Origin of the sequence: Rhodanobacter sp. MP7CTX1 (genome assembly GCF_014205795.1) — a bacterium.
GTDB lineage: Bacteria > Pseudomonadota > Gammaproteobacteria > Xanthomonadales > Rhodanobacteraceae > Rhodanobacter.
Window position 1 is genome coordinate 1 of the sequence record NZ_JACHCN010000018.1, and the last position, 22,252, is coordinate 22,252.

General features: G+C 63.1%; 22 protein-coding genes and 4 tRNA genes. 8 read left to right on the forward strand and 18 right to left on the reverse strand.

Annotation, left to right across the window (positions count from 1 at the left end):
* The 14 genes from HDE77_RS17640 to HDE77_RS17705 all read right to left on the reverse strand — a co-directional run.
* Positions 1 to 680, reverse strand: a 680-nt coding sequence (locus HDE77_RS17640; protein WP_184419230.1) for a GTP-binding protein, incomplete at its 3' end; no start/stop codon positions are given.
* A gap of 77 nt (positions 681 to 757) precedes the next feature.
* Positions 758 to 833: transfer RNA gene (locus tag HDE77_RS17645), tRNA-Thr, on the reverse strand.
* Positions 834 to 856: 23 nt separating this feature from the next.
* Positions 857 to 930: transfer RNA gene (locus tag HDE77_RS17650), tRNA-Gly, on the reverse strand.
* A 17-nt stretch (positions 931 to 947) separates the two neighbouring features.
* Positions 948 to 1,033: transfer RNA gene (locus HDE77_RS17655), tRNA-Tyr, on the reverse strand.
* A 105-nt stretch (positions 1,034 to 1,138) separates the two neighbouring features.
* Complete coding sequence (locus HDE77_RS17660; protein WP_184419231.1) at positions 1,139 to 1,627, reverse strand: acyl-CoA thioesterase; 489 nt, start codon at positions 1,625 to 1,627, stop codon at positions 1,139 to 1,141.
* 82 nt (positions 1,628 to 1,709) lie between these two features.
* The gene (locus HDE77_RS17665; protein WP_184419232.1) at positions 1,710 to 2,183 is read right to left on the reverse strand and encodes a GNAT family N-acetyltransferase; all 474 of its coding nucleotides are present in this window, start codon (positions 2,181 to 2,183) and stop codon (positions 1,710 to 1,712) included.
* A gap of 203 nt (positions 2,184 to 2,386) precedes the next feature.
* Positions 2,387 to 3,475, reverse strand: a complete 1,089-nt coding sequence (gene ychF, locus HDE77_RS17670) for a redox-regulated ATPase YchF (RefSeq protein WP_184419233.1) — start codon at positions 3,473 to 3,475, stop codon at positions 2,387 to 2,389.
* A gap of 72 nt (positions 3,476 to 3,547) precedes the next feature.
* Positions 3,548 to 4,141, reverse strand: coding sequence for an aminoacyl-tRNA hydrolase (gene pth / locus HDE77_RS17675; protein ID WP_184419234.1), 594 nt, complete (start codon positions 4,139 to 4,141; stop codon positions 3,548 to 3,550).
* 54 nt (positions 4,142 to 4,195) lie between these two features.
* Positions 4,196 to 4,873, reverse strand: coding sequence for a 50S ribosomal protein L25/general stress protein Ctc (locus HDE77_RS17680; RefSeq protein WP_184419235.1), 678 nt, complete (start codon positions 4,871 to 4,873; stop codon positions 4,196 to 4,198).
* Between the two features lie 163 nt (positions 4,874 to 5,036).
* Positions 5,037 to 5,978 (reverse strand): ribose-phosphate diphosphokinase, encoded by a 942-nt coding sequence (locus HDE77_RS17685; RefSeq protein ID WP_184419308.1) that lies wholly within the window; start codon positions 5,976 to 5,978, stop codon positions 5,037 to 5,039.
* Positions 5,979 to 6,039: 61 nt separating this feature from the next.
* A tRNA-Gln gene (locus HDE77_RS17690) sits at positions 6,040 to 6,116 on the reverse strand.
* Between the two features lie 83 nt (positions 6,117 to 6,199).
* The gene (gene ispE / locus HDE77_RS17695) at positions 6,200 to 7,582 is read right to left on the reverse strand and encodes a 4-(cytidine 5'-diphospho)-2-C-methyl-D-erythritol kinase (RefSeq protein ID WP_184419309.1); all 1,383 of its coding nucleotides are present in this window, start codon (positions 7,580 to 7,582) and stop codon (positions 6,200 to 6,202) included.
* Positions 7,583 to 7,733: 151 nt separating this feature from the next.
* Entirely contained in the window at positions 7,734 to 8,339 is a 606-nt protein-coding gene (lolB, locus tag HDE77_RS17700) for a lipoprotein insertase outer membrane protein LolB (protein WP_184419236.1), read from the reverse strand.
* Positions 8,336 to 9,985 carry a tetratricopeptide repeat protein gene (locus HDE77_RS17705; protein WP_255482793.1) on the reverse strand — a complete coding sequence of 550 codons (1,650 nt, stop codon included), beginning with the start codon at positions 9,983 to 9,985 and terminating at the stop codon, positions 8,336 to 8,338. The genes lolB and HDE77_RS17705 overlap by 4 nt, the downstream gene beginning before the upstream one ends.
* Positions 9,986 to 10,193: 208 nt before the next feature.
* On the opposite strand from HDE77_RS17705, the gene hemA reads away from it, so the two are divergent.
* The 4 genes from hemA to ppk2 all read left to right on the forward strand — a co-directional run bounded on the left by hemA (position 10,194) and on the right by ppk2 (position 15,768).
* Positions 10,194 to 11,486: a glutamyl-tRNA reductase gene (gene hemA, locus HDE77_RS17710; protein WP_184419238.1), complete on the forward strand. Its 1,293-nt coding sequence runs from the start codon at positions 10,194 to 10,196 to the stop codon at positions 11,484 to 11,486.
* A 107-nt stretch (positions 11,487 to 11,593) separates the two neighbouring features.
* Complete coding sequence (prfA, locus tag HDE77_RS17715) at positions 11,594 to 12,673, forward strand: peptide chain release factor 1 (protein WP_184419239.1); 1,080 nt, start codon at positions 11,594 to 11,596, stop codon at positions 12,671 to 12,673.
* Positions 12,674 to 12,870: 197 nt separating this feature from the next.
* On the forward strand, positions 12,871 to 14,976 hold the full coding sequence (locus HDE77_RS17720; protein ID WP_184419240.1) for a tetratricopeptide repeat protein: 2,106 nt from the start codon (positions 12,871 to 12,873) through the stop codon (positions 14,974 to 14,976).
* Positions 14,977 to 15,003: 27 nt separating this feature from the next.
* The gene (gene ppk2 / locus HDE77_RS17725) at positions 15,004 to 15,768 is read left to right on the forward strand and encodes a polyphosphate kinase 2 (protein WP_184419241.1); all 765 of its coding nucleotides are present in this window, start codon (positions 15,004 to 15,006) and stop codon (positions 15,766 to 15,768) included.
* Between the two features lie 3 nt (positions 15,769 to 15,771).
* Here the strand turns inward: ppk2 and HDE77_RS17730 are convergent, their stop codons facing one another.
* From HDE77_RS17730 to HDE77_RS17740, 3 genes are read right to left on the reverse strand one after another with little or no spacing between them, the layout of a single operon-like run.
* A complete protein-coding gene (locus tag HDE77_RS17730) occupies positions 15,772 to 16,053 on the reverse strand; it encodes an acylphosphatase (protein ID WP_184419242.1) in 282 nt (93 codons plus the stop codon).
* Positions 16,053 to 16,553: a TlpA disulfide reductase family protein gene (locus tag HDE77_RS17735; RefSeq protein WP_184419243.1), complete on the reverse strand. Its 501-nt coding sequence runs from the start codon at positions 16,551 to 16,553 to the stop codon at positions 16,053 to 16,055. Before HDE77_RS17735 ends, HDE77_RS17730 begins: the two co-directional genes overlap by 1 nt.
* 30 nt (positions 16,554 to 16,583) lie before the next feature.
* Positions 16,584 to 17,834, reverse strand: a complete 1,251-nt coding sequence (locus HDE77_RS17740) for a YihY family inner membrane protein (protein WP_184419244.1) — start codon at positions 17,832 to 17,834, stop codon at positions 16,584 to 16,586.
* A 100-nt stretch (positions 17,835 to 17,934) separates the two neighbouring features.
* Between HDE77_RS17740 and wrbA the strand changes: the two genes are divergently transcribed.
* Positions 17,935 to 18,534 carry an NAD(P)H:quinone oxidoreductase gene (wrbA, locus tag HDE77_RS17745; RefSeq protein ID WP_184419245.1) on the forward strand — a complete coding sequence of 200 codons (600 nt, stop codon included), beginning with the start codon at positions 17,935 to 17,937 and terminating at the stop codon, positions 18,532 to 18,534.
* On the forward strand, positions 18,531 to 18,884 hold the full coding sequence (locus tag HDE77_RS17750) for a DUF2069 domain-containing protein (protein WP_184419246.1): 354 nt from the start codon (positions 18,531 to 18,533) through the stop codon (positions 18,882 to 18,884). Before wrbA ends, HDE77_RS17750 begins: the two co-directional genes overlap by 4 nt.
* Before the next feature lie 30 nt (positions 18,885 to 18,914).
* Here the strand turns inward: HDE77_RS17750 and HDE77_RS17755 are convergent, their stop codons facing one another.
* The gene (locus HDE77_RS17755) at positions 18,915 to 19,700 is read right to left on the reverse strand and encodes a thioesterase family protein (RefSeq protein WP_184419247.1); all 786 of its coding nucleotides are present in this window, start codon (positions 19,698 to 19,700) and stop codon (positions 18,915 to 18,917) included.
* A 102-nt stretch (positions 19,701 to 19,802) separates the two neighbouring features.
* On the opposite strand from HDE77_RS17755, the gene HDE77_RS17760 reads away from it, so the two are divergent.
* Complete coding sequence (locus HDE77_RS17760) at positions 19,803 to 21,455, forward strand: acyl-CoA dehydrogenase family protein (protein WP_184419248.1); 1,653 nt, start codon at positions 19,803 to 19,805, stop codon at positions 21,453 to 21,455.
* 298 nt (positions 21,456 to 21,753) lie between these two features.
* Positions 21,754 to 22,245, forward strand: coding sequence for an asparaginase domain-containing protein (locus HDE77_RS17765; RefSeq protein ID WP_184419310.1), 492 nt, complete (start codon positions 21,754 to 21,756; stop codon positions 22,243 to 22,245).
* Positions 22,246 to 22,252: the final 7 nt, after the last annotated feature.

Genomic DNA, 22,252 nt, shown 5'->3' on the forward strand with positions numbered 1-22,252 from the left:
CCGCGGCCGGAGATCGAGAACACGTCTTCCACCGGCATCAGGAACGGGCGGTCAATCACGCGCACCGGCTCCGGAATGTAGCTGTCCAGCGCGTCAACCAGCTTGATGATCGCCGGCACGCCGATGTCGCTCTGGTCGCCTTCCAGCGCCAGCTTGGCCGAACCCTGGATGATCGGGGTGTCGTCGCCCGGGAAGTCGTACTTGCTCAGCAGCTCGCGCACTTCCATCTCGACCAGCTCGAGCAGCTCAGCGTCGTCCACCATGTCGGCCTTGTTCAGGAACACGACGATGTACGGCACGCCCACCTGACGCGACAGCAGGATGTGCTCACGCGTCTGCGGCATCGGGCCGTCCGCGGCCGAGCACACCAGGATCGCGCCGTCCATCTGCGCCGCACCGGTGATCATGTTCTTCACATAGTCAGCATGGCCGGGGCAGTCGACGTGCGCGTAGTGGCGCTTGGGCGACTCGTATTCCACGTGGGCGGTCGAGATCGTGATGCCACGCGCCTTCTCTTCCGGCGCGGCGTCGATCGCCTCGTATGCCTTGAACTCGCCACCAAAGCGTTCCGCACCGACCTTGGTCAGCGCTGCCGTCAGCGTCGTCTTGCCGTGATCCACGTGACCAATCGTGCCGACGTTGACGTGCGGCTTGGTGCGTTCGAATTTACCCTTTGCCATGCGCGCTAAACCCCGATGGAGTCAATGATTTGAAGGAAACGCCCTTGCGGGGCGGTAACCGTAACGGTCGTAAAAGATGGTGCTCATAACAGGAATCGAACCTGTGACCTCTTCCTTACCAAGGAAGTGCTCTACCGACTGAGCTACATGAGCACTGAACACATTGCGAGAGCCAATGGAGCGGAAGGCGGGAATCGAACCCGCGTAATCAGTTTGGAAAACTGATGTTCTACCATTGAACTACTCCCGCCCTGCGCGGAACCCGTCTGGTGGAGGGAGGTGGATTCGAACCACCGAAGGCGTAAGCCAGCAGATTTACAGTCTGCCCCCGTTGGCCGCTTGGGTATCCCTCCAACAAAGAACGCGTATTGTGTGGATCGGGCGCTGAGCTGTCAACACCTAATGGCGTCAAATCAGCACGCCAAGGCGTTTTTTTTGAAAAAAGTTTCTGCGGGGGATCAGTCCAGTTGCGCGCCGCGCAGGTCCACCAATTTTGCCATGCCCTTGGACAGTTCCAGTAATTTTTCTGCCTCCGCCTGCAACCGGCGCTCATTGTCATCGCGCGGCTCCCAGCGCGGCACCGGCGTCGGCTTGCCATCCGGGCTGTCCAGCGCCACAAAGACCATCACGCAACTGGTGGCCAGCCGCTGCTCGCCCTTGCGCAGATCGCGTGCCAGTACGTCCACGGCGAGATGCATGCTCGAGGTACCGGTGTGGATCAGGTGCGCCCGCACGCTGACCAGATCGCTGATCAGGATCGGCGCGACAAACTGGATACCGCTGACTGATGCCGTGACGCAATACGCCCCGCTCCAGCCTACGGCGCAGGCATAGCCGGCCTGGTCGATCCACTTCATCACCATGCCTCCATGCACCTTGCCGCCGAAATTGACGTCGGTGGGTTGTGCAAGAAAACGGAAAGTGACTTCGCTTTGCTGGCCTGGCATGCGGACTCCAATGAAGAGGCGGATGAATTGACCGCGCATTATGCGCGTATGCAGTGATCTGTCGCCCCCCCGAACCCGACGATCAGCGCAGATCCAGCCGCATGGGCATTGTGACGAGCCCCTCGGCGGTCTTACTCATCGGCCCGTTCAGCACAAAACCCAGGCGCAGATAAACCGGCACGGCTACCAGGGACGAATTCAGCGTGAAGCGACGGGTGCCGGCACGACGCACGGCATCGCGCACGACGCGTTGCCACAGCCGTCCTGCAATGCCGCGACCTTGATGGCGCGTGCTCACGAAGAATTGAAACAGATGGCTGTCATCGCGCATCGCCGCCACGCCCACCAATCGATCGCCGATCAGCGCGAGATGAAAACGCCGGCCCTCCGCAATCATTGTCCGGATCGCCTTCGCGCTCATGCTCGCCAGTATCTTCACGGCCGCAGCTGCCGGCTGCCCGGGCAAGATCCAGCGGCGCGTCACGCGTCGCGCGAGTTCGCCAACGGCGCGCGCATCTTCAAGTCGAGCAAGGCGGTAATGGACGTCGGCAGGCATAAATTCATTTCAGCAGCCGCATGACGGCGTGGCAAGCCGGCGCAAAAAAAAAGCCCCGGCAAGGGCCAGGGCATTCGATCGGTTCGCTTAGGTTGGGGTGCAAACCCCAACATTCCCCAGCAATGCGTTGGGATTCGCCAATGCTCATCCCAACCTACAGCGTTGCTCTCGTCCCCATCACTACAGGGAAATCTCGAGCAGGCTCAGACGTTGAAACGGAAGTGCAGGATATCGGCTTCCCTGACCAGGTAGTCCTTGCCCTCGAGCCGCAACCGACCGGCTTCCTTCGCGCCAGCTTCGCCCTTGTACTTGATGAAATCGTCGAACGCGACGGTCTCGGCGCGAATGAAGCCCCGCTCGAAGTCGGTGTGGATCACCCCGGCAGCCTGCGGCGCGGTAGAGCCAGCCTTCAGCTGCCACGCACGCACTTCCTTTTCGCCGGCAGTGAAGTAAGTCTGCAGGCCGAGCAGCTTGTAGCCGGCGCGAATCACCCGATTCAAGCCCGGCTCGTCCAGACCCATATCCTTCAGGAACTCATCGCGGTCGGCATCTTCAAGCTGTGCCATTTCCTCTTCGATGGACGCACACACCGGCACGACTTCGGCGCCTTCGGTGGCGGCGCGGGCGCGCACGGCATCCTGCAGCGGGTTGTTCTCGAAACCGTCGTCGGCCACGTTGGCGATGTACATCAGAGGCTTCAGCGTGAGCAGGAACATGTCACGCACCAGCGCCTTTTCCTCGGCATCCAGCCCGATCGATCGAGCGGAACGACCCTCGTTCAATGCGGTGGCCAGCTTTTGCAGCACTGGCTTCTTCGCCAGCGCCTCCTTGTCATTAGCCTTGGCCGCACGCTCGGCCTTGTTCAGCGCCTTTTCCACCGACTCCAGGTCGGCCAGCGCCAACTCGGTGTCGATGGTTTCGATGTCGGAGATCGGGTCGACCTTGCCGGCGACGTGGATCACGTCACCCTCGAAGCAGCGCACCACGTGGGCGATCGCATCGACTTCGCGGATGTGCGCGAGGAACTTGTTGCCCAGGCCCTCGCCCTTCGATGCGCCAGCCACCAGGCCGGCAATATCGACGAACTCCATCGTGGTCGGAATCACCCGCTGCGGCTTGACGATTTCGGCGAGCTGGGCCAGACGCGTATCGGGCACCGGCACGATGCCGACGTTCGGCTCGATCGTGCAAAACGGAAAGTTGGCCGCGGCGATACCCGCCTTGGTCAGCGCGTTGAACAGAGTGGACTTGCCGACGTTAGGCAGGCCGACGATGCCGCATTTGATGCCCATGACTTGGAATCCGGGTGTTGAATATCGTGAATGGAGAATGTCGAAAAAAAATGGGAGGCACTGGAGCGGGCTTCAACTATTCCCGGCGATGCCTGGCGTGTGCAGCTGGTGCATGGCCTTTTCGAACTGGCCATCCACCGCCAGCGGCAGCACGTTCAGCGCGCGGGCGATGCCATCGAGGATCGCGTCCTGATCCTGCGCGGAAGGCCGGCCCAACACCCAAGGCGTGACCTGATCACGATGGCCAGGATGGCCAATGCCTACGCGCAGACGATGAAACTTGCCGTGATCCAGATGCGCCATGATGTCGCGCAAGCCGTTCTGGCCGCCGTGGCCGCCATCGAACTTCATGCGTACGGTGCCGGCGGGCAGATCCAGATCATCGTGCGCGATCAGGCACTGCTCTGGCTCGATCTTGTAGTAGCGCAGCGCCGAAACCACGGCGATGCCACTTTTATTCATGAAGGTGGCCGGCTTGAGCAACCACACCTGCTCACTGCCGATCCGCACCCTGCAGGTTTCGCCGTGCAGCTTGCCGTCGAAACCAAAGCGTTCACCTTGCCCGCTGGCAAGGGCGTCCACAAACCAGAACCCGGCGTTGTGCCGGGTTCGGAGGTATTCGGTACCGGGATTGCCCAGCCCGACAATGAGTCGCAAACCAGCCATGCGCTCGAGCAGCAGTAACGCCCCGCGTCCCGATGGAACGCGGGGCGTCGCAGCTTACTTCTTGTCGTCTTTCTTGGCTGGCGCGGCAGCAGCGGCCGGAGCGGCAGCAGCTGCTGCATCGCCTTCGGCCGGAGCGGCGTCGACTTCTTCCTGCACGGTATTGGCCGTGACCACGGCGGTATCGTGGCTCTCGCCCAGATGCAGCGCCACGATCTCGACGTTTGCCGGCAGCTTCAGCTCGGACAGATGAACGATGTCGCCGGGGTTCAGCTCGCCCAGATCCAGTTCAATGAACTCGGGCAGATGCTTCGGCAGGCAGGAGATTTCCACTTCGGTCAGGTTGTGCGAGATCACCACGCCGGAGGTCTTGCCGGCCGGCGACTTTTCCTGATTCAGGAAGTGCAGCGGAACGCTGACGCGGATCGCCTCATTCTCGTTCACGCGCAGGAAATCCATGTGCATCATCAACTGCTTGTACGGATGCTTCTGCCAGTCGCGCACCAGCACCTTCTGCACGTTGCCGTCGACGTTCAGGTCGAGCACCGAGGAGAAGAACCACTCGTGCTTGGCGGCGAGCAGGATGGTGTTGTGCTCGATCTGGATGCTCTGCGGAACCTGGCCGGCGCCGCCGTATACAACGGCCGGCACGAAGCTCGCATGACGCAGGCGGCGGCTCGCACCTTTCCCCTCGTCCTTGCGGCTCTGTGCCTTGATTTCATGAGTCTTGGTCATTTCAGTATTGCCTTAGGTTGTGTTGTGCCGTCTCACGACGGCTTGCATGGTTCCCCCGCGACCAGAGGAACCGGTTTTTAGAGACGAGGGACGAGTAGCGAGGGCGCAACAACCGACTACTCCAGATGGCGCCCTCGCTACTCGTCTCTCGTCCCTTAAAGAATCAATCCACGTACAACGAACTCACCGACTCGCCAAAGGCGATACGGCGAATCGTTTCTGCCAGCAGCTCGGCGACCGAGAGCTGGCGGATCTTCGCGCAGGCCTGTACTTGCGGGCTCAGCGGCAAGGTGTTGGTGACTACCAGCTGGTCAAGCTGGGAGCCTTCGATATTGCTGACCGCCGCGCCCGAAAGCACCGGATGCACGCAGTAGGCGACGACTTTGCGGGCGCCGCGCTCCTTCAGTGCCGCCGCTGCCGCGCACAACGTGCCGGCGGTGTCGACGATGTCGTCGACCAGCACGCACGATTTGCCGTTCACGTCGCCGATGATGTTCATCACCGTGGCCACATTCGCTTTCGGCCGGCGCTTGTCGATGATCGCCAGATCCGCGTCGTCCAGTCGCTTGGCCAGCGCGCGAGCGCGCACCACACCACCGACGTCCGGACTGACCACGATCAGGTCGTCCATGCTGTGATTGCGCCAGATATCGGCCAGCAGCACCGGTGAGGCGTACACGTTGTCGACCGGAATATCGAAGAAGCCCTGGATCTGGTCGGCGTGCAAGTCCACCGTCAGCACCCGGTCGACACCCGCGGCGCCAATCATCCGGGCAGCCAGCTTGGCGGTGATCGGCACCCGCGCCGAACGCGGACGACGATCCTGTCGGGCATAGCCAAAATACGGAATAACGGCGGTGACGCTGGCCGCCGAGGCCCGCTTCAGTGCATCGGTCAATGCCAGCAACTCGAACAGGTTGACTGCGCTCGGTGCACCGGTCGGCTGCAACACGAACACTTCCTGTCGGCGGACATTTTCCTCGATCTCGATCTGTACTTCGCCGTCGCTGAACGTACCGACCTGCGCCTTGCCCAGCGGCACACCCAGGCGATGGGCGACATCCTCGGACAGCGTGCGGTGCGCGTTACCGGTAAACAGCATCATCGGGGTGGACGTGTCCACAGTATTCACCTCGGAACCGATAGCCATCTTGGACCATCATGAATGGCTGGGGCGGCAGGATTCGAACCTGCGTATGCGGGAATCAAAATCCCGTGCCTTAACCAGCTTGGCGACGCCCCAGTAGTATTTTTATGCGCTAGTGCTTTTGAACGTACTCGCCGACCGTCGCCATGCTGCCAGCGACGGCCTGTTGTCTGTGTCGCTCAGACCACGCCGCGATGGCGCGCCAGAGCATGTTGCAAGGGTGAAACATCAACACCCGCAGCCACCTGTGCCGTGAATGCCGTTGGACACTGTCCGGCAATCAGCATTGCCCGATCGAATGACCTTGCTTCCAGAAACACGCAGCCACCGCTGCCGGAAAGCCGTGCCTGACCGAAGCTGCCTAGCCAGTCCAGCGCAGCGGCCACCCGCGGGTGTCGCGCGCGCACCACCGGCGCAAAGGCATTTTCCGTCGTTTCGCCAGAAGCAAAGGATGAAATTGTCGCCCGCGGTGCATTTCGTGTCAATTCAGGCGCTTGAAAAAGCTCGGCCGTCGGCACCGAATCGTGCGGATCGAGCACCACATAATGGCGCGACGGCAGGTCCAGCGGGGTGAGTTGCTCACCGACACCCTCGGCCCAGGCCGAGCGGCCTCGCACGAACACCGGCACGTCGGCGCCGAGCTGGCGACCCAGTTCGGCCAGCGCATTGTCGTCCAGATCCAGCTTCCACAGCAGATTCAGCGCCACCAGCACGGTTGCCGCATCGGAACTGCCGCCACCCAGGCCGCCGCCCATCGGGATGCGCTTTATCACGTCGATATCGACGCCGGCCGCCACCGCCGCATGGCGCTGCAGCAGCTGCGCCGCACGCACCACCAGGTCCGTATGGGCGGGCACGCCGGGCACGTCGCTCAGCCGCTGGATTTCGCCGTCATCGCGCAGCCGCAGCCGAATCTCGTCGCCCCAGTCGAGCAGTCGGAACACCGTCTGCAGCTCGTGGTAACCATCCTGACGACGATCGGTGATGCGCAAGAACAGATTCAACTTGGCCGGCGCCGGCCAGATCGTCCATTTGTCCCGAGCGGGAGCTGCCAGTGGTCGGCTCATGAATACCCGCAGGCGGTCGGGAAAGCCGTTTTCCTCGTCTCGCTGGCGGGCATAGGCGAATGCCGGGTCCTGCTTGTCGACCAACGCAAAGCCATGCTTGGCATAGAACGGCGCGTTCCAGCGCACGTCGGCCAGTGTGCCCAGATCGATCCGCCGAAAACCGGCGGCACGCGCCCACTCGCAGGCGTGCTCAAGCAGGTCAGCACCAATCCCGCGCTGCCCATACTCCGGCAGCACGTCGATTTCGGCCACAGCGATGGCGTCATCGCCGCCCTCAGTGTCCAGCCAGACAAAGCCGACCGGCACGCTTGCCTCGTTCAGCGCCACCCAGACCAGGCCGCGGCTGATGGCCTGCTGCAACAGTTCCGGCGGGATCGACATGGCGGCATAACTCGACCACGCCGCATGGCCGCGAAACAGCTGCACGGCCTTGCGCTCGATCGCGCACAACGTGGCGATCTGATCGGGGTGCGCGGGTTCGATGGAAAAAGGCATCGTGGTTGCCAAACTCGTCATGACGACCTTGCACCGTGTCCATGACCGGCGCCAACGGGCACCAAGCCTGAGTCTGACCGGGATTGCGCCGGCTTTACCAAAACGGGCCCTACTGAAGCGGAGTTCACTGCTGCGGCATTTTGGAACAGCGTCACTGAAAGCTCCACGAGTCTATCGACAGCCGCACCTTATACGGCGGATTCGCGGCGAACACCTTCTTCGGTAGCGGTGGCTGGCGCCCCTCGTCCCATTCGGGATAGTCGACTGTCCAGCCATCCTGCTGCAGCTGCGCCGGCAACCGATCCGTACCAAAACTGAGTTCGGCCGGGCCGCTGTCGGCACGCAGGCCCAGCACCCAGGCGCGGAGATCGCGCAGCGGCACATCCCAGCCCAGCGCCTTGTGCATCAGTGCCTCGGCATCCGGTCCCTGCAGCGAGCCGCCCTTCAATCCTTCGAGCACCGCACCATCCGGACCACCGCTGAGACGGAAATTCGCACCCGAGAGCGTCGGTCCGCGCATCACGAATACGTAGTGCTCGCCGTCCTGGGTCCAGCTGAAACTGCCCGTGCCGCTTTGCTTGCCGTCGGAGACACCCAGCCGCCCCTCCAGCACCCAGTGATCGGTGTGGGCCAGCGCCTGCTCACGCCCCTGTTGCGCATTCAGCAAACCAGTGTCGCCCTTCATGCGCACCGCGGGCACGCAGGCGGCCAGCAGCAGCGGCAGCGCAGCTGCGATAAGTCGGAAACTTCGCTTCATGGATGCAGGCGCCTCAGGGTGTCTTGCAGGCTGTTGCTGTGTGGGTCGATCTTGCGCACCTCTTCAAAGATCCGCTGCGCATCCTGGCGATGCCCCTGCTTCCACAGTACTTCGCCCAGATGCACGCCGACATCGGCATCCTTGTTCGCCAGCCACGCACCACGCAGGACTTCCGCGGCCTGGTCCAGGTGACCCAGGCGGTATTGCAGCCAACCCCAGGAATCGGCGATCGACGGATCATTGGGTTTGGCGGTACGGGCGACCTGTATCAGTCGCTCAGCCTCGGGCAGGTCACGGTTCGCATCGGCGAGGGTGAAACCGAGTGCATTGCTGGCGTCGACGTCACCCGGTTTGATTTTCAGCAGGCGTTGAAAATCCTGCACCGCCAGATCGACCTGACCCGCCTCGGCATAGGCCAGGCCACGGTCGTACAACAGCCCCGGATCGTCCGGCGCGACCAGCAAAGCGCGACCGAACGCCGCCTCCGCCTGCGGATACTGCTGTTCACGCAAGTACAGCTCGGCATCGACCTGATAGGCCTGGCGCAATTGCTCGGGCTGATCGAGATAATCCAGCTGCAGCTGCCCTAACAATTGATGCGCCTCGGTCCCCTTACCCTGCGCCTGCATGAGCACCGCGCTGCGCAGATCCGCGTCGAACGCGTGCGGATCGTCATCATCAACCTGCCCGTACCAACCCAGCGCTTCGGCGTCGAGATGCTGCATTTCGGCCAATTGTCCGAGTAGATAAGCACTGTGCTGACGCACGTCCGGTGGCGCCTGCTGCAGCTGCTGATAAAGCGCCGCCAAGGCCTTGGTGTCCTTGCTTTGAGCGGCCAGGGCCGCGCGCAATGCGTAGGTATCGGCATTCTGCGGACCATGCTCGAGCAGTCGGGATGCCGCCGCGTAGTCGCCGGACTGACTGAGCATGCCGGCGTAGGCCAGCCGCAGCTGGATGTTCTGTGGTGCCTTGGCGATCGCCTTCTGCAGCAGCGCACGGGCACCTTGCTGATCACCGTCCTTGGCCTTCATCTGCGCCAGCCAGGCGTACGTTTCGGCACTCCCGAAACGCTGCGCGGCCGCCTCGGCAAGCCCCATGGCGTAGGCATGCAGGCCGAATTTGTCGCCCATTTCGCTCATCGCCAGCCAGGCCTGCGCGTCCGCCGGCAATCGTTGCGGGGTGGCCAGCGATTCCAGCAGACGGGCTGCCTGTGCCTGGTCACGCGCGCCCAGCAAGACACGACCGAATTGCCTCCAGGCATCCTTGTCGCCGCTGCCGATCAACAGTTCCAGCTGGCGATGAGCCTCATCGGTGTCGCCACGGTCAAGCGCCAGTTCGGCCCGAGCCTCGGCCAAACCGGCGACCGAGGCACCGAGCGCCTGCCAACGGTCGATCGCGCGCTGCGCGGCGGCATCGTCATGTACGGCGATCGCCAGTTTGGCGGCGCGTTCGGCCACCCGCGGATCGTTGCTCAGCGCCATCGCACTGCTGTAATACGCCGCTGCCGACGGCAGATCGGTGCTGCCCAGCGCCATCTCGCCGGCCATCAACTGGGCCAACAGGTCATGTGCGGCATCCGGGGTCGCCACGGTCACCCGCGCCAGCGGTTGCGCGGAGGCCGACTTCTGGGCCGATCGGGCCGACATCTCGGCACATCCACACAAAACCAGCGCCAGTGCCGTTGCTGCCGTAAAATGCCGCAGTTGCTTGAACTTGGCCGCCCTGCTCCGCACACTACTCTCCATTCGCCTACCTATCATTCGCACGTTTCGGCCGTTTCTGACATCGCACGGCGTGCTCCGCCAAGCTTAGCCTACGCCGCCGACTACATCTCGCCGAGTTGCTTCTCAAACCATGCCGCTGATCGCCCTCGGACTCAACCACCTCACCGCGCCGGTCAGCCTGCGCGAACAGGTGGCGTTCGATCTGGACGCCGCAGGTGCAGCCCTGCTCGAGCTGACCCGCGAGCCCGGTGTGGAAGAGGCACTGATCCTGTCCACCTGCAACCGCACTGAACTGTACGTCGGCGTGACGCCCGGTGCCGAGAACATTCCGCAGGCGTGGTTGAGTCGTCATCATCATCTGACTCCCGGCAAGCTGGACGAGTTCCTGTATCGGCACGATGAACGCGATGCCGTGCGTCATATGTTCCGGGTTGCCACTGGGCTGGACTCGCTGGTGTTGGGCGAACCACAGATTCTCGGCCAGGTGAAGGACGCCTACCAACAGGCGCGCGACGCGCAGGTACTGCGCGCACCGCTGGATCGCCTACTGCAGCACACGTTTGCGGTTGCCAAGAGAGTCCGCACGGATACCCGCATCGGCGCGCACACGGTATCGGTCGCCTTTACCGCGGTGCGGCTGGCGGAGCAGGTGTTCACCGATCTCAAGCAGGCCTGCGTGCTGCTGATTGGCGCTGGCGATACCATCGAACTGGCTGCGCGGCATCTGTCCGACAAACAGGCGCGGCGGCTTATCGTCGCGAACCGCACGCTGGAAACCGCACAGGAACTCGCCGGTCGCTACGGCGGTTACGCGATTGCGTTGGCCGACCTGCCACAGCACCTGGCTGAGGTCGATATCGTGATCTCCTCCACCGCCGCACGGCAGCCGGTGCTGACCCGCGACATGGTCGAGAAGGCAATGGCGACGCGCCGACGCAAGCCGATGTTCATGGTCGACATCGCGGTACCGCGCGATATCGAAGCAAGCGTGGGCGAGCTGCCGGACGTTTACCTGTACGGCATCGATGACTTGCGCCAGGTGATCGATGACAACCGCCGCTCGCGCGAAGCCGCCGCGCGCGAAGCCGGGGCTATCATCGATCTGCAAGTCGATCGCTACATGGCTTGGCGCCGCGCACTCACCCTGAAGAATCCCGCGCTGGACATGCGCCAGCATGCGGAGGTCTACCGCGACGAAGTGCTGGACAAGGCCCGAGCCATGCTCGCCCGTGGCAAGCCGGCGGACGAAGCGCTCGCGTTTTTGGCCAACACACTGACCAACAAACTGCTGCACCATCCCAGCGCGCGCTTGCGCGAAGCCGCGCTGAGCGGCGACCTGGAGCTGCTGCACGCGGCAGGCAGGCTCTACGGGCTGGATGACGAGCAAGTCGTTCGAGACGAGTCGCGAGAAGGGGACAGATAGCGAAAGCGGCTGGCTGCCGCTGTTCGCATGCAATCTGTGGATTGCGATCTGTAACGGTAAGGGCCTCACTGCCCTGCCCCTCGTCCCTCGCCAATCGTCCCTATCCCATGACCCCATCGATACGTCGCAAGCTCGAAGCACTGGCCGAACGCCATGAAGAGATCGGCCTGCTGTTGAGCCAGCCCGAAGTGCTCACCGACAACGCGCGTTTTCGCGCACTCTCGCAGGAATACGCGCAGCTTGAGCCGGTCGCGAACTCCCTGCATGAGCACGATCACGCCGAGCGCGAACTGGTTCAGACGCGTGTCATGCTCGATGATCCCGAACTGCGCGAGATGGCCGCCGACGATGTGCGCCGACTGGAGCAGCGGCTGCTCGATCTGGACAGCGAACTGCAGCTCCTGTTGTTGCCGAAAGATCCGCGCGACGAAGCGAATCTCTACCTCGAAGTACGCGCCGGCACCGGTGGCGACGAGGCGGCGATTTTTGCCGGCGACCTGTTCCGCATGTATGTGCGCTATGCCGAAAGCAGGCGCTGGCACGTCGAAATTCTCAGCGAGCATGCCGGCGAACATGGCGGCTACAAGGAAGTGGTCGCCCGCGTCGAAGGCAACGGTGCGTATTCGCAGCTGAAGTTCGAATCCGGCACCCACCGCGTGCAGCGCGTGCCGGAAACCGAGTCGCAGGGGCGTATCCACACTTCAGCCGCGACTGTCGCAATCCTGCCCGAGCTCGACGAGATCGACGAGATCGAGATCAACCCGGCCGACCTGAAAACCGACACCTTCCGCGCGTCCGGTGCGGGCGGCCAGCACGTCAACAAGACCGACTCGGCCATCCGGATTACCCATCTGCCGACCGGCACCGTGGTGGAGTGTCAGGAAGAACGCAGCCAGCACAAGAATCGCGCCCGTGCGATGAGCCTGCTCAAGGCGCGCCTGCTCGATGCGGAACGCGGCAAGCAGAATGCCGCGCAAGCCGAAGCGCGACGCCTGCAGGTCGGCTCCGGCGACCGCAGCCAGCGTATCCGTACGTACAACTATCCGCAGGGTCGCATCACCGATCACCGCATCAACCTCACCCTGTATCGCCTGCCCGAAATCATGCAGGGCGATCTGCGCGAACTGGTCGACACACTGACCCGCGAACACCAGGCCGACGAGCTGAAGTCGCTCGCGGACGTCTGAGTCACTGCTTTGCACCTCCCCCTGCTTGCAGGGGGAGGCTGGGAGGGGGTGCTTTTGATTCTCGGGCGAAGAGCGACCCCACCCCAACCCTCCCCTGCAAGCAGGGGAGGGAGCCGGTCCTTCGGGCTCATGGAAAACTTGTGATTTCGCGCCGCTCGAGCTTGGCGGTTTGATCTGCGTGGGTTAGCTTGACGCCGATGAACACCACCACCCACTCCGATCCCGAAGCAGCCATCGGCCGGCTCGTCCCGCTGCTTCAACAAGGTGACTTCACTGCAGCGGAAGCGTTCGCGGCGCAGGCGCGAAAAGAGTTCCCGTTCGAGGGCGAACTGGCCCGCCTGCATGGTGTCGCATTGTTGCAATTGCAGCGGCGGCCCGAAGCGCAGATCGCGCTTGAGCGGGCGGCCGAACTGGCGCCCGCCAGCGTAGAGGTGCAATGCAATCTGGCCAGCCTGGCCATGCAGAACAAAAATCCCGACGCAGCCATCGAACGCTTGCGCGCAACCTTGCGCCGCGCGCCTGGCCACCCTGCCGTGCTGCAAGGGCTCGGCAACGCATTGATGGCTGCTGCCCGCTATTCGCAAGCGCGGGAATCTTTTGCGATGGCCACCCATGGCGCGCCGCAAAATCCGGGATTGCGGCTGAATCTGGCCGCGGCCGAACTGCAGCTTGGCCATGCAGAACAGGCGGAAATCTATGCGCGCGAGGTGCTGCAGATGGCGCCATCGTTCGATGCCGCGCATGCCTTGCTAGGTCACATCCTGCGCGCGCAAGGGCGCGCGCAGGATGCCGCCGACGCCTACCAACGCGCCGAACGACTTGCGCCCGCGAATCCGCAGCATCCCTTCCATATGGGCCTGATGCTGGACGAAGGCGGTCGGCTTGACGCCGCCGTGCATGCCTACGCGCGCGCGCTGCAGCCCGGCAGCAGTTATGGCGCGGCGCTGAGCCAGCTGGTGTTCGCCAAGCGTCGGCTGTACGACTGGCAGGGACTGGATGAACTGAGCAAGCAACTGCATCAGGCGGTTGCCGATAGCCGCGAGGGCGTTACGCCATTCGCGTTTCTAGCCGAGACAGCGAGTGCCGCCGAACAGCGCCGATGCGCGACGACGTTCGCCCGTGGCATCGAACAAAGTACGGCGCCACAGCGACAGCAGCTCGGCCTGAGCCCTGCCATCGCCAGGCCCGATGCGCCGATCCGTGTCGGCTTCGCCGCTGATGGTTTTGGCGAACATGCCACTGGGCTGTTGGTGGTTGCCATGTTTGAAGCACTGGCCACGCACGCCGAGCTGGAAATTCACCTGTTCGCGACGGCGCCAAGCGATCATGGGCCGATCCGTCAACGGCTGGAAACGGCTGCACAAATGCACGACGTGGCCAAGCTTACGCATCCTCAAACGGCATACGAGATTCGTGCCGCCGGGATCGAAGTGCTGTTCGACCTCACCGGATATTGCGGCAAAGGCAGTGCCGAGCTTTTCGCCCTGCGTGCGGCGCCAGTGCAGGTCAACTGGCTGGCGTATCCGGGCACTTCCGGCGCTCCCTGGATGGATTACGTGCTGGCAGACGCTGTAGTGGTGCCAGCGTCGCAGCGCACCGACTACAGCGAACAGGTGTTGCGTCTGCCACGCTGCTTCCAGCCCAACGACACGACGCGAGTACTTGCCGCGCCGCCCTCGCGAGCAGAATGCGGGCTGCCCATGGACGGTACCGTCTTCGCCTGCTTCAACAACGCCTACAAGATCAATCCCGCAGGATTCGCGCGCTTCATGCGGATCCTGCAACAGGTGCCCGATAGCGTGCTGTGGCTGCTGTCCGGACCTGCCGGCGCGGACGATCGCCTGCGCGCGCAAGCTGCCGTGCAGGGCGTTTCAGCGGAGCGACTCGTGTTCATGCCGCGCCTGCCGCACGCCGACTATCTGGCGCGTTTTGCGCATGTCGACCTGTTCCTGGACACCCTGCCCTACAATGCACACACCACCGCATCCGACGCGCTCTGGGCCGGCTGCCCGCTACTCACCTGCATCGGCGACACGTTTGCGGGCCGCGTCGCTGCCAGCCTGCTCCATCACGCAGGTTTGACTGAACTCATCACCGATACTGAAGAAGCTTTCGTCGCGATGGCTTGCAAGCTTGGCAATGACCGCGCGATGCTCGCCACTCTGCGCGAACATCTCCTGCAGCAACGTGAGCAAAGTCCTTTGTTCGACATGCGCGGTTTTGCCGCCGACTTCAGTCGCGCCGTACAAGCGATCGGCGCACGTCATCGCGCGGGTCAACCACCGATCGATCTGGACTGCTGAGAGCCAGTTCTTAACTAGGGAGCCATCATGAGCAAGCGGGAAAAACGCGCGCTGGAAGAACTGCAACTGGATCTGGTGCGGCTGCAGTACTGGCTGAAAGATAGTGGCAAGCGACTGCTGGTGATCTTCGAAGGACGCGATGCCGCCGGCAAAGGGGGCACCATCAAGCACATCACCGAAGTGCTGGATACCCGCAGCTACCGCATCGTCGCACTCGGCAAACCGAATGAGGTCGAAACCAAACAGTGGTATTTCCAGCGCTACGTACCGCATCTGCCAGCGGCCGGCGAGTTCGTGCTGTTCGATCGCAGCTGGTACAACCGCGCCGTGGTGGAGCCCGCCATGGGCTTCTGTACCGACGCCGAATACATGGCCTTTCTGGATGCGGTCCCCGCGTTCGAGAAGCTGCTTACCGATGACGGCATCATCGTGATCAAGTACTGGTTGGCCGTGGATCAGGCCGAGCAGGAGGAGCGCTTCGACCAGCGTGCCGAGAACCCGCTCAAGCGCTGGAAACTGTCGCCGGTAGACCTGGCCGTACGACAGAAATACGTTGAGATCGGCAGGCTGCGCGACACCATGATCAAGCGTACGCACAGCAAGAAGGCGCCATGGTTCGTGGTCGATTTCAACGACCAGAAGCGTGGCCGGATCAACCTGATACGACATCTGCTGCAGCAACTTCCGCTGAAGGACGAACCGATCGCCAAGGTGAAGCTGCCCAAGCTCAAGGGCCCACCAAAACTGGAACACGTCACCGACAAGGCATTGTGGGTGCCCGACACACTTTGACGATCAGACGGTGTGAAACCCGTGCAAGTCCTGGTCGGGCCCACCCTCATCAGGCAAGTCCTCGCGACTGACGCTTTCCACCTGCGCCGCCGGCGGCCCCCGGCGCAGCCAGCGCTCCAATCCATCCAGCGCATCCGCGGATCCAGTCGCCAGCACTTCAACGCAACCGTCCGGCTGGTTCTTCGCATAACCGCTAACGCCCAGCGCCAACGCCTGGGCGCGGGCACTGCCGCGATAGAACACACCTTGCACCCGGCCACTGACGATGAACCTGGCCGTCGGCATTACTGGCCTCCAATCACCGCGCTCAGCAAGGCGGGAGTAACCGGGCCGATAAAGCGCTTGGCCACCTTGCCGGTCGGATCGATCACCCAGGTCGTGGGCAAACCGCGTGGCTCGTCAAAGTCCTTGGCCGGCTTGTCCAGCGTGACCTGGGCGATGGGATACGACACCGGATGCTTGGCGACGAACGCCTTGATGTCGGCCGGGTCGCTGTCGTCATACGCCAGCCCGATCGCCGTGACATTCTTGTGCGTGCTGACGAAGTTCGAGATGTCCGGCATCTCCTTGATGCACGGCACGCACCAGGTCGCCCAATAGTTCACGATCACCCATTTGCCGCGCTGCGCGGACAGATCGTATGGCTTGCCATCGAGTGTGGTGACCTGCAGCGTCGGCTGGGTGGGCATGGCGGCGTGGGTCGGCAACGCGAGAGCCAACGCCAAGGCCAGCACGGCGGATTTGAACACATTGAAGCGCGGCAGGATGGAATACAACGGGGTCATGCAGGGGTTTCCTTGCTATCGGACGCGGCGTCAGCGTCCCGGGGGATAAATCTGGTCGAGCCGGACGCCCAGCTTCGTCTCCAGTGATGTGGCCAGTGAGTTCAGCAGCCCCAGTAACGTGGGCGACAATTCAACACCCAACGCCGCGGCTTCCTCCGCTGGCTCCAGCGGTAAACGATAGCGGGTATGGCCGTAAATCTGTAGCAGATCGGTGCTGGCCGGATCGCGTGTGAGCAGCCAGCCATCCGAAGCATCGCGCTTGATCAGTTCGGCATGCTCGAGCTCACCGAGGTACTCACTGATCGACGTGCCATGCAGGTACGGCTCGCTCGACTGCAAATCGGTCTGTTTCACACTGCGCCCCGCACGCTGGGCCTCGACGAAGTGCCGAAGTACCAGCAGCAAGCCGAGGAATTCAGCACCCTCCGGCAAGCCCTTTTTCGGTACCTGATATTCGAACGAAGGGATCGAGGCGGTGATCGAAGCGCCAAAGATCACGATGACCCACGACAGGTAGATCCACAGCAGGAAAATCGGAATCGCTGCCAGCGCACCGTAGATCTGCTGGTAAGTGTGCGCGCTATGCACGAATAGCCTGAAACCCCAGCGAACGATCTCGAACAGCACGGCACCGAGCAGCGCGCCAATCGTGGCATCGCGACGCGACACATGCTGGTTGGGCACCAGCGTGTACAACAGCCACAGCGTGACGAAGGTCACCACGAACGGCAGAACGCGCAGCAGGCGGCCGCTCAGCCCGAGCTGTCCCGCCGTATCCTGCAATAGTGGAAGTGCGGTGATGTAGGAAGTCAGAGCAACGCCGCCCACGACCAGGATCGGCCCCAGAGTCAGCGCAATCAGATACAGCGACAGGCGCGAAACCCAGTCGCGCGACTTGCTCACGCGCCAGATGCGATTCAACTGATCTTCGATGCTGACCATCATCGATATAGCGCTGAACAGCATGACCAGCAGGCTGATCCAGGTCAGCTTGCTGGCATTGCTGGCGAATTCGTGCAGCGCCTGTTGCACGCGCTCGCCTGCCGCCGGCACGAAATGGTGAAACACGTAGTGGGCCAGCGTTTCCCGTGCGGTTTCAAATAACGGAAGCACCGGGAACACTGAAATCGCCGCCAGCACCGCCACCATCAGTGGTACCAGCGACACCAGCGTGATGTAGGACAGGGCACCAGCGGTCTCGAAACAATTGTCATCGAGAAAACGCTGCCAGAGGAAGCGGCTGAAGCTCGATGTGCGGTCGCGGTCGTAACGCAAAGCCATGGACATCCCTTCGTGAATTGCCACCCCGCGATCGGCGTGACGGCAACATCGGCGGTATCGCTCGTTACACTAGCGTACCGCCACTGAATGTTTTCAACGCATGAACGAGATTCTCGTCCTCTATTACAGCCGCGGCGGGCATACCGCCCAACTGGCACGACTGATTGCCCGCGGCATCGAGGAAGTGCCCGGCATGCGCGCTCGCCTGCGTCAGGTGCCTCCAGTGGCGCCAGTGACCGAAACCGCCCAGCCGCCGGAACCTGAAGACGGCGCGCCGTATGTGCAGAAGCAGGATCTGCTCGAGTGCGTAGGACTGGCCATGGGCAGCCCTACGCGCTTCGGCAACATGGCCGCACCGCTGAAGTATTTCCTGGACTGCACCGGCGCCGAATGGGCCAGCGGCACACTCGTCGGCAAACCGGCGGCACTCTTTACGTCCACCAGCACCATGCATGGCGGCCAGGAATCCACCCTGCTGTCGATGGCACTGCCACTGCTGCATCACGGCATGCTGCTGCTCGGCGTGCCATATACCGAGCCGGCGCTGACCACCACGCAAAGCGGCGGCACACCCTACGGTGCCAGCCATGTTTCCGGCGCCAAGGGTGAAAATTCGATCAGCGAACACGAACGCGAACTGGCCCGCGCACTGGGCCGCCGACTTGCCGAAACAGCACGCAAACTGGCGACAGCCGGATGAGTGCAAGCATTCCGTTGCCGAAAGAACAGCGGCTGGGACTGCTCGCCTGGGCCGCCCTGGTCGCGCTGCAGTTGATCTGGCATGCGTGGCTGTTCCCACCACAGCACACGCCGACGTGGCTGGTGCTGGCGATCAGCGTGATACCCCTGCTGCTGCCCCTGCTGACGATCCGCGATGCGCGCCGCGCGCTGCTGTGGGTCGGCATCCTCAGCCTGTTTTATTTCTGCCACGGCATTGCCGAAGGTTGGAGCTCGTCCAGCGAACGCTGGCTGGCCCTGGTCGAAATCATCCTCACCCTGCTACTGATCGGTACGCTGGGCGCCGGAGTCAAACGCAAACAACGCAGCTAGCGGCGCCTGACGGATCAGTTCTGCGCGAGCTCAACCAAACACCACCATGCTCTGTCGGCTCAGCGCCACCGGCTCGCCATGCGGCCCCCACAGCATCACGCTCTGCTGGGTGTAACCGTCGCGGGCGGCGATGAGTTCGGCGTCGACGCGCCAGTCATCCATGCCCAGATCGTCGTAACGGTGGCGCAACAGTTCGATCATCCAGGTGAGCGAGCTACCAGGGGTCGGCGTGGCGAACATCGACAGCGCAATCGGAGGGATGAAATCGGCGAACGCGAGCACGTGAGTTTCGTCTGGCTGGCCTTCATCGCGCAATGAAAGTCGCAGCACGGCCTCACGTTGATGGCCACCGCTGAACGGCAGGTCCCCGCGTAGCCAGCTGGCACGGAAGTGCTGGGTGAAGGCAGGCATCCGGCCTTCGACATAGCGCAGTTCACGCGGTGTCGGACTCGCCACCGGCGGTTGTTGAGGCTGGAAGTTCAGCACCGATGGCCGCGCGCTTCCGAACACGGCGACCAACCGGCACAGTGTCTGCTCGCCGTCGTACAGGCTGGCCTCGACCTGGGTGGCGCTGCGACCTTCGCGCAGGCGTTGCGCGCGAATGCTCACCGTACCAGCGGGCACCGGCGCCACGAACGTCGTCTGCAGGCTGCGCAGCGGCATGTCCGCATGCACCAGTTCGCGCATCGCGCGCAAGGCCAGTGCCGCCTGCAGGCCACCGAACGCGCTACGCCCCTGCAGCCAGTCTTCGCTGACCGTGGCCTGCCAGCCGTCACCATCGCGTATCACTGTCTGCATGGCTTCTGAAAATCGCATGTTGCCCGACCTGCACTGATGAAATGACTTTCGATGATGCCAGTACTGCGCCGGCTATGCGCATGTCTATACTCAACATCTGGAATCTGGACGGAGCGCGCCATGGCCTTCCTGCAGGACCCGCCACAACTGCCGCACCCGTATCGCGGGCCATATCGCAGCGACCTTGCGCTGTCTGCCCTGCTTGACCGCGCCTTGCCGGCCGAGCGCCGTGCCGCGCTAAACGTAGATCTCGAGGCACTCGGCAACTACTCGCAATTGGCATGGCAGCGCGCCACGCATACCAGCCGCCGCAAACCAGTACTTACGCAATGGGATGCCTGGGGCCGCCGGGTGGATCGCATCGAACTCACCACGGCCTGGCTGGAAGGCCCGCAACTCACCACGCGCCACGCCGTACTCGCTGCCGGGCACGAAGCGAACGCCAATGCACGACTGGAGCAATTTGCCCGCGTCTACCTGTATCACCTTGCCAGTGAGTTCTACACCTGCCCGCTGGCAATGACCGACGGCGCCGCCACGGCGCTGAAAGCTTGCGGCAACCAGAAGCTGATCGAACGCGCACTGCCGCATTTCCTGAGTCGCGATGCCGCCACCTTCTGGCTCAGCGGCCAGTGGATGACCGAAAATACGGGCGGCTCCGACGTCGGCCTCACCGAAACCATCGCGCGGCAGGACGCGGATGGCCAGTGGCGATTGCATGGCCGCAAATGGTTCAGCTCGGCGGTGGTCGGCGAAGCGGCCCTGGCCTTGGCGAGACCCGAGGGTGCCGGCACAGGCACGGCTGCACTGGCGTTGTTCTACGTCGAGACGATGGACGGTGAGCGACGCAAACCCGAACTCGTCATCGACCGCCTGAAAGACAAGCTCGGCACGCATGAACTACCCACCGCTGAAATCCATCTCGACGGCCTACTCGCCTGGCCCCTCGGCGAACTCGCACACGGCGTGCGCCAAGTCGCGCCGATGCTCAACGTCACCCGCACCTGGAATGCGATCTGTGCGGTAGCCAGCATGGCGCGCGCCATCAGCCTGGCACGAGATTACGCCACGCGACGACAAGCGTTTGGCCGTCCATTGATCGAACAGCCGCTGCATGCGCAGACGCTGGCCGACATGCAGGCGGAGTTCGAAGGCGCTTTCGCGCTTGCCTTTGAAGTCGCGCACCTGCTTGGCCGAGTCGAGCACGACGCTGCCGCGCCGCACGAAGTTGCGCTGTTGCGCCTGCTCACGCCGCTGGCCAAGTTGTGGACCGGCAAGCTGGCGGTAAAGCTGTGCTCGGAGGCGCTGGAGTGTTTTGGCGGCGCCGGCTACATCGAGGACACCGGACTGCCACAACTGTTGCGCGACGCGCAGGTGTATGCGATCTGGGAGGGCACCACGAATGTACTGTCGCTGGACAGCCTGCGGGCACTCGCCGGTGACACGTTCGCGGCACTGCGCACAGCCGTCGATGACTGGTCGGCCGACGCCACCGATACCGTCGTGGTGGGCTCGATTCAGGCAGCACTCGATGCGGCATCAGCTTACCTCGACGGTCATGCTGCAAGCCGCGAATCGCTGGAAGCGGGCGCACGTGGCCTTGCATTCACACTGGCCCGCTGCGCGAGTGCGGCGCTGCTGGCACGGCAGGCAAGTTGGTCAAGCCATCACGGCGATCCGTACGCGGCGGCCGTGCTGCGCCGCTTCGTTGGCCACGGCCTCAATCGACTGGTGGCACCGGACGCCAACAACACCGCCCTGTTGCTAGGTTAGGAACGGCCCTTGTGGGAGCGACTTCAGTCGCGATGCTCTGGTTTGGCTTTGCTGTCTGGCTTGCTTCAGAGCTTCAGGGGTTAAGAGCAAAGCCAGAGCATCGCGACTGAAGTCGCTCCCACAAGAGCAAATAAGGACGCTGGGCTCCTGGCTTCGCAGGGGTGACGAGAAATGGGCATTCCTGCGAGCACCCGCTCTGCCCTCTGCCCAAGGGAGAGGGCAGAGCGGGGCGACAGAGCCCACTCCCATCGACCCCGCACGGGCTAAAATGTCCCGTCCCCTCATTTGGCTCACCAGCATGCAGCATCTGACCATCGTCACCACCGGCGGCACCATCGACAAGATCTACTTCGACGACAAGTCGGACTACAAGATCGGTGCGCCGCAGATCGGCGAAATCCTCGGCCAGCTCGGCGTGGCGTTCCAGTTCGACGTGATTCCGATCCTGCGCAAGGACAGTCTGCACATGGGCGCCGAAGACCGCGCGCTGGTGCGCTCGACAATCGAGGCGCAGCCGCACCGCCACGTGCTGGTTACCCACGGCACCGACACCATGGTCGAAACGGCACGCGAGCTGGCGCACATCCAGGGCAAGGTGATCGTGCTGACCGGTTCGCTGAACCCGGCGCGTTTTCAGGGCTCGGACGCGGTGTTCAATATCGGCTGCGCGGTGGCTGCCGTGCAGACGCTACCGGATGGGGTCTACATCACCATGAATGGCCGTGTGTGGGATCCGGCCAAGGTGCGCAAGAATCGTGATGCGAATCGGTTCGAGGAAGCGGCTGGTTGAGAGCGGC

Excerpts from the sequence above, each read along its gene's own strand:
- HDE77_RS17755 (WP_184419247.1), bottom strand. The coding sequence starts at position 19,700 with ATGCGATTTTCAGAAGCCATGCAGACAGTGATACGCGATGGTGACGGC.
- pth (WP_184419234.1), bottom strand. The coding sequence starts at position 4,141 with ATGGCTGGTTTGCGACTCATTGTCGGGCTGGGCAATCCCGGTACCGAA.
- lolB (WP_184419236.1), bottom strand. The coding sequence starts at position 8,339 with ATGAAGCGAAGTTTCCGACTTATCGCAGCTGCGCTGCCGCTGCTGCTG.
- HDE77_RS17740 (WP_184419244.1), bottom strand. The coding sequence starts at position 17,834 with ATGGCTTTGCGTTACGACCGCGACCGCACATCGAGCTTCAGCCGCTTC.
- HDE77_RS17760 (WP_184419248.1), top strand. The coding sequence starts at position 19,803 with ATGGCCTTCCTGCAGGACCCGCCACAACTGCCGCACCCGTATCGCGGG.
- ppk2 (WP_184419241.1), top strand. The coding sequence starts at position 15,004 with ATGAGCAAGCGGGAAAAACGCGCGCTGGAAGAACTGCAACTGGATCTG.
- ispE (WP_184419309.1), bottom strand. The coding sequence starts at position 7,582 with ATGCCTTTTTCCATCGAACCCGCGCACCCCGATCAGATCGCCACGTTG.
- hemA (WP_184419238.1), top strand. The coding sequence starts at position 10,194 with ATGCCGCTGATCGCCCTCGGACTCAACCACCTCACCGCGCCGGTCAGC.
- HDE77_RS17660 (WP_184419231.1), bottom strand. The coding sequence starts at position 1,627 with ATGCCAGGCCAGCAAAGCGAAGTCACTTTCCGTTTTCTTGCACAACCC.
- HDE77_RS17705 (WP_255482793.1), bottom strand. The coding sequence starts at position 9,985 with ATGTCGGCCCGATCGGCCCAGAAGTCGGCCTCCGCGCAACCGCTGGCG.
- prfA (WP_184419239.1), top strand. The coding sequence starts at position 11,594 with ATGACCCCATCGATACGTCGCAAGCTCGAAGCACTGGCCGAACGCCAT.
- HDE77_RS17730 (WP_184419242.1), bottom strand. The coding sequence starts at position 16,053 with ATGCCGACGGCCAGGTTCATCGTCAGTGGCCGGGTGCAAGGTGTGTTC.
- wrbA (WP_184419245.1), top strand. The coding sequence starts at position 17,935 with ATGAACGAGATTCTCGTCCTCTATTACAGCCGCGGCGGGCATACCGCC.
- HDE77_RS17685 (WP_184419308.1), bottom strand. The coding sequence starts at position 5,978 with ATGATGCTGTTTACCGGTAACGCGCACCGCACGCTGTCCGAGGATGTC.
- HDE77_RS17750 (WP_184419246.1), top strand. The coding sequence starts at position 18,531 with ATGAGTGCAAGCATTCCGTTGCCGAAAGAACAGCGGCTGGGACTGCTC.
- HDE77_RS17765 (WP_184419310.1), top strand. The coding sequence starts at position 21,754 with ATGCAGCATCTGACCATCGTCACCACCGGCGGCACCATCGACAAGATC.
- HDE77_RS17680 (WP_184419235.1), bottom strand. The coding sequence starts at position 4,873 with ATGACCAAGACTCATGAAATCAAGGCACAGAGCCGCAAGGACGAGGGG.
- HDE77_RS17720 (WP_184419240.1), top strand. The coding sequence starts at position 12,871 with ATGAACACCACCACCCACTCCGATCCCGAAGCAGCCATCGGCCGGCTC.
- HDE77_RS17735 (WP_184419243.1), bottom strand. The coding sequence starts at position 16,553 with ATGACCCCGTTGTATTCCATCCTGCCGCGCTTCAATGTGTTCAAATCC.
- ychF (WP_184419233.1), bottom strand. The coding sequence starts at position 3,475 with ATGGGCATCAAATGCGGCATCGTCGGCCTGCCTAACGTCGGCAAGTCC.
- HDE77_RS17665 (WP_184419232.1), bottom strand. The coding sequence starts at position 2,183 with ATGCCTGCCGACGTCCATTACCGCCTTGCTCGACTTGAAGATGCGCGC.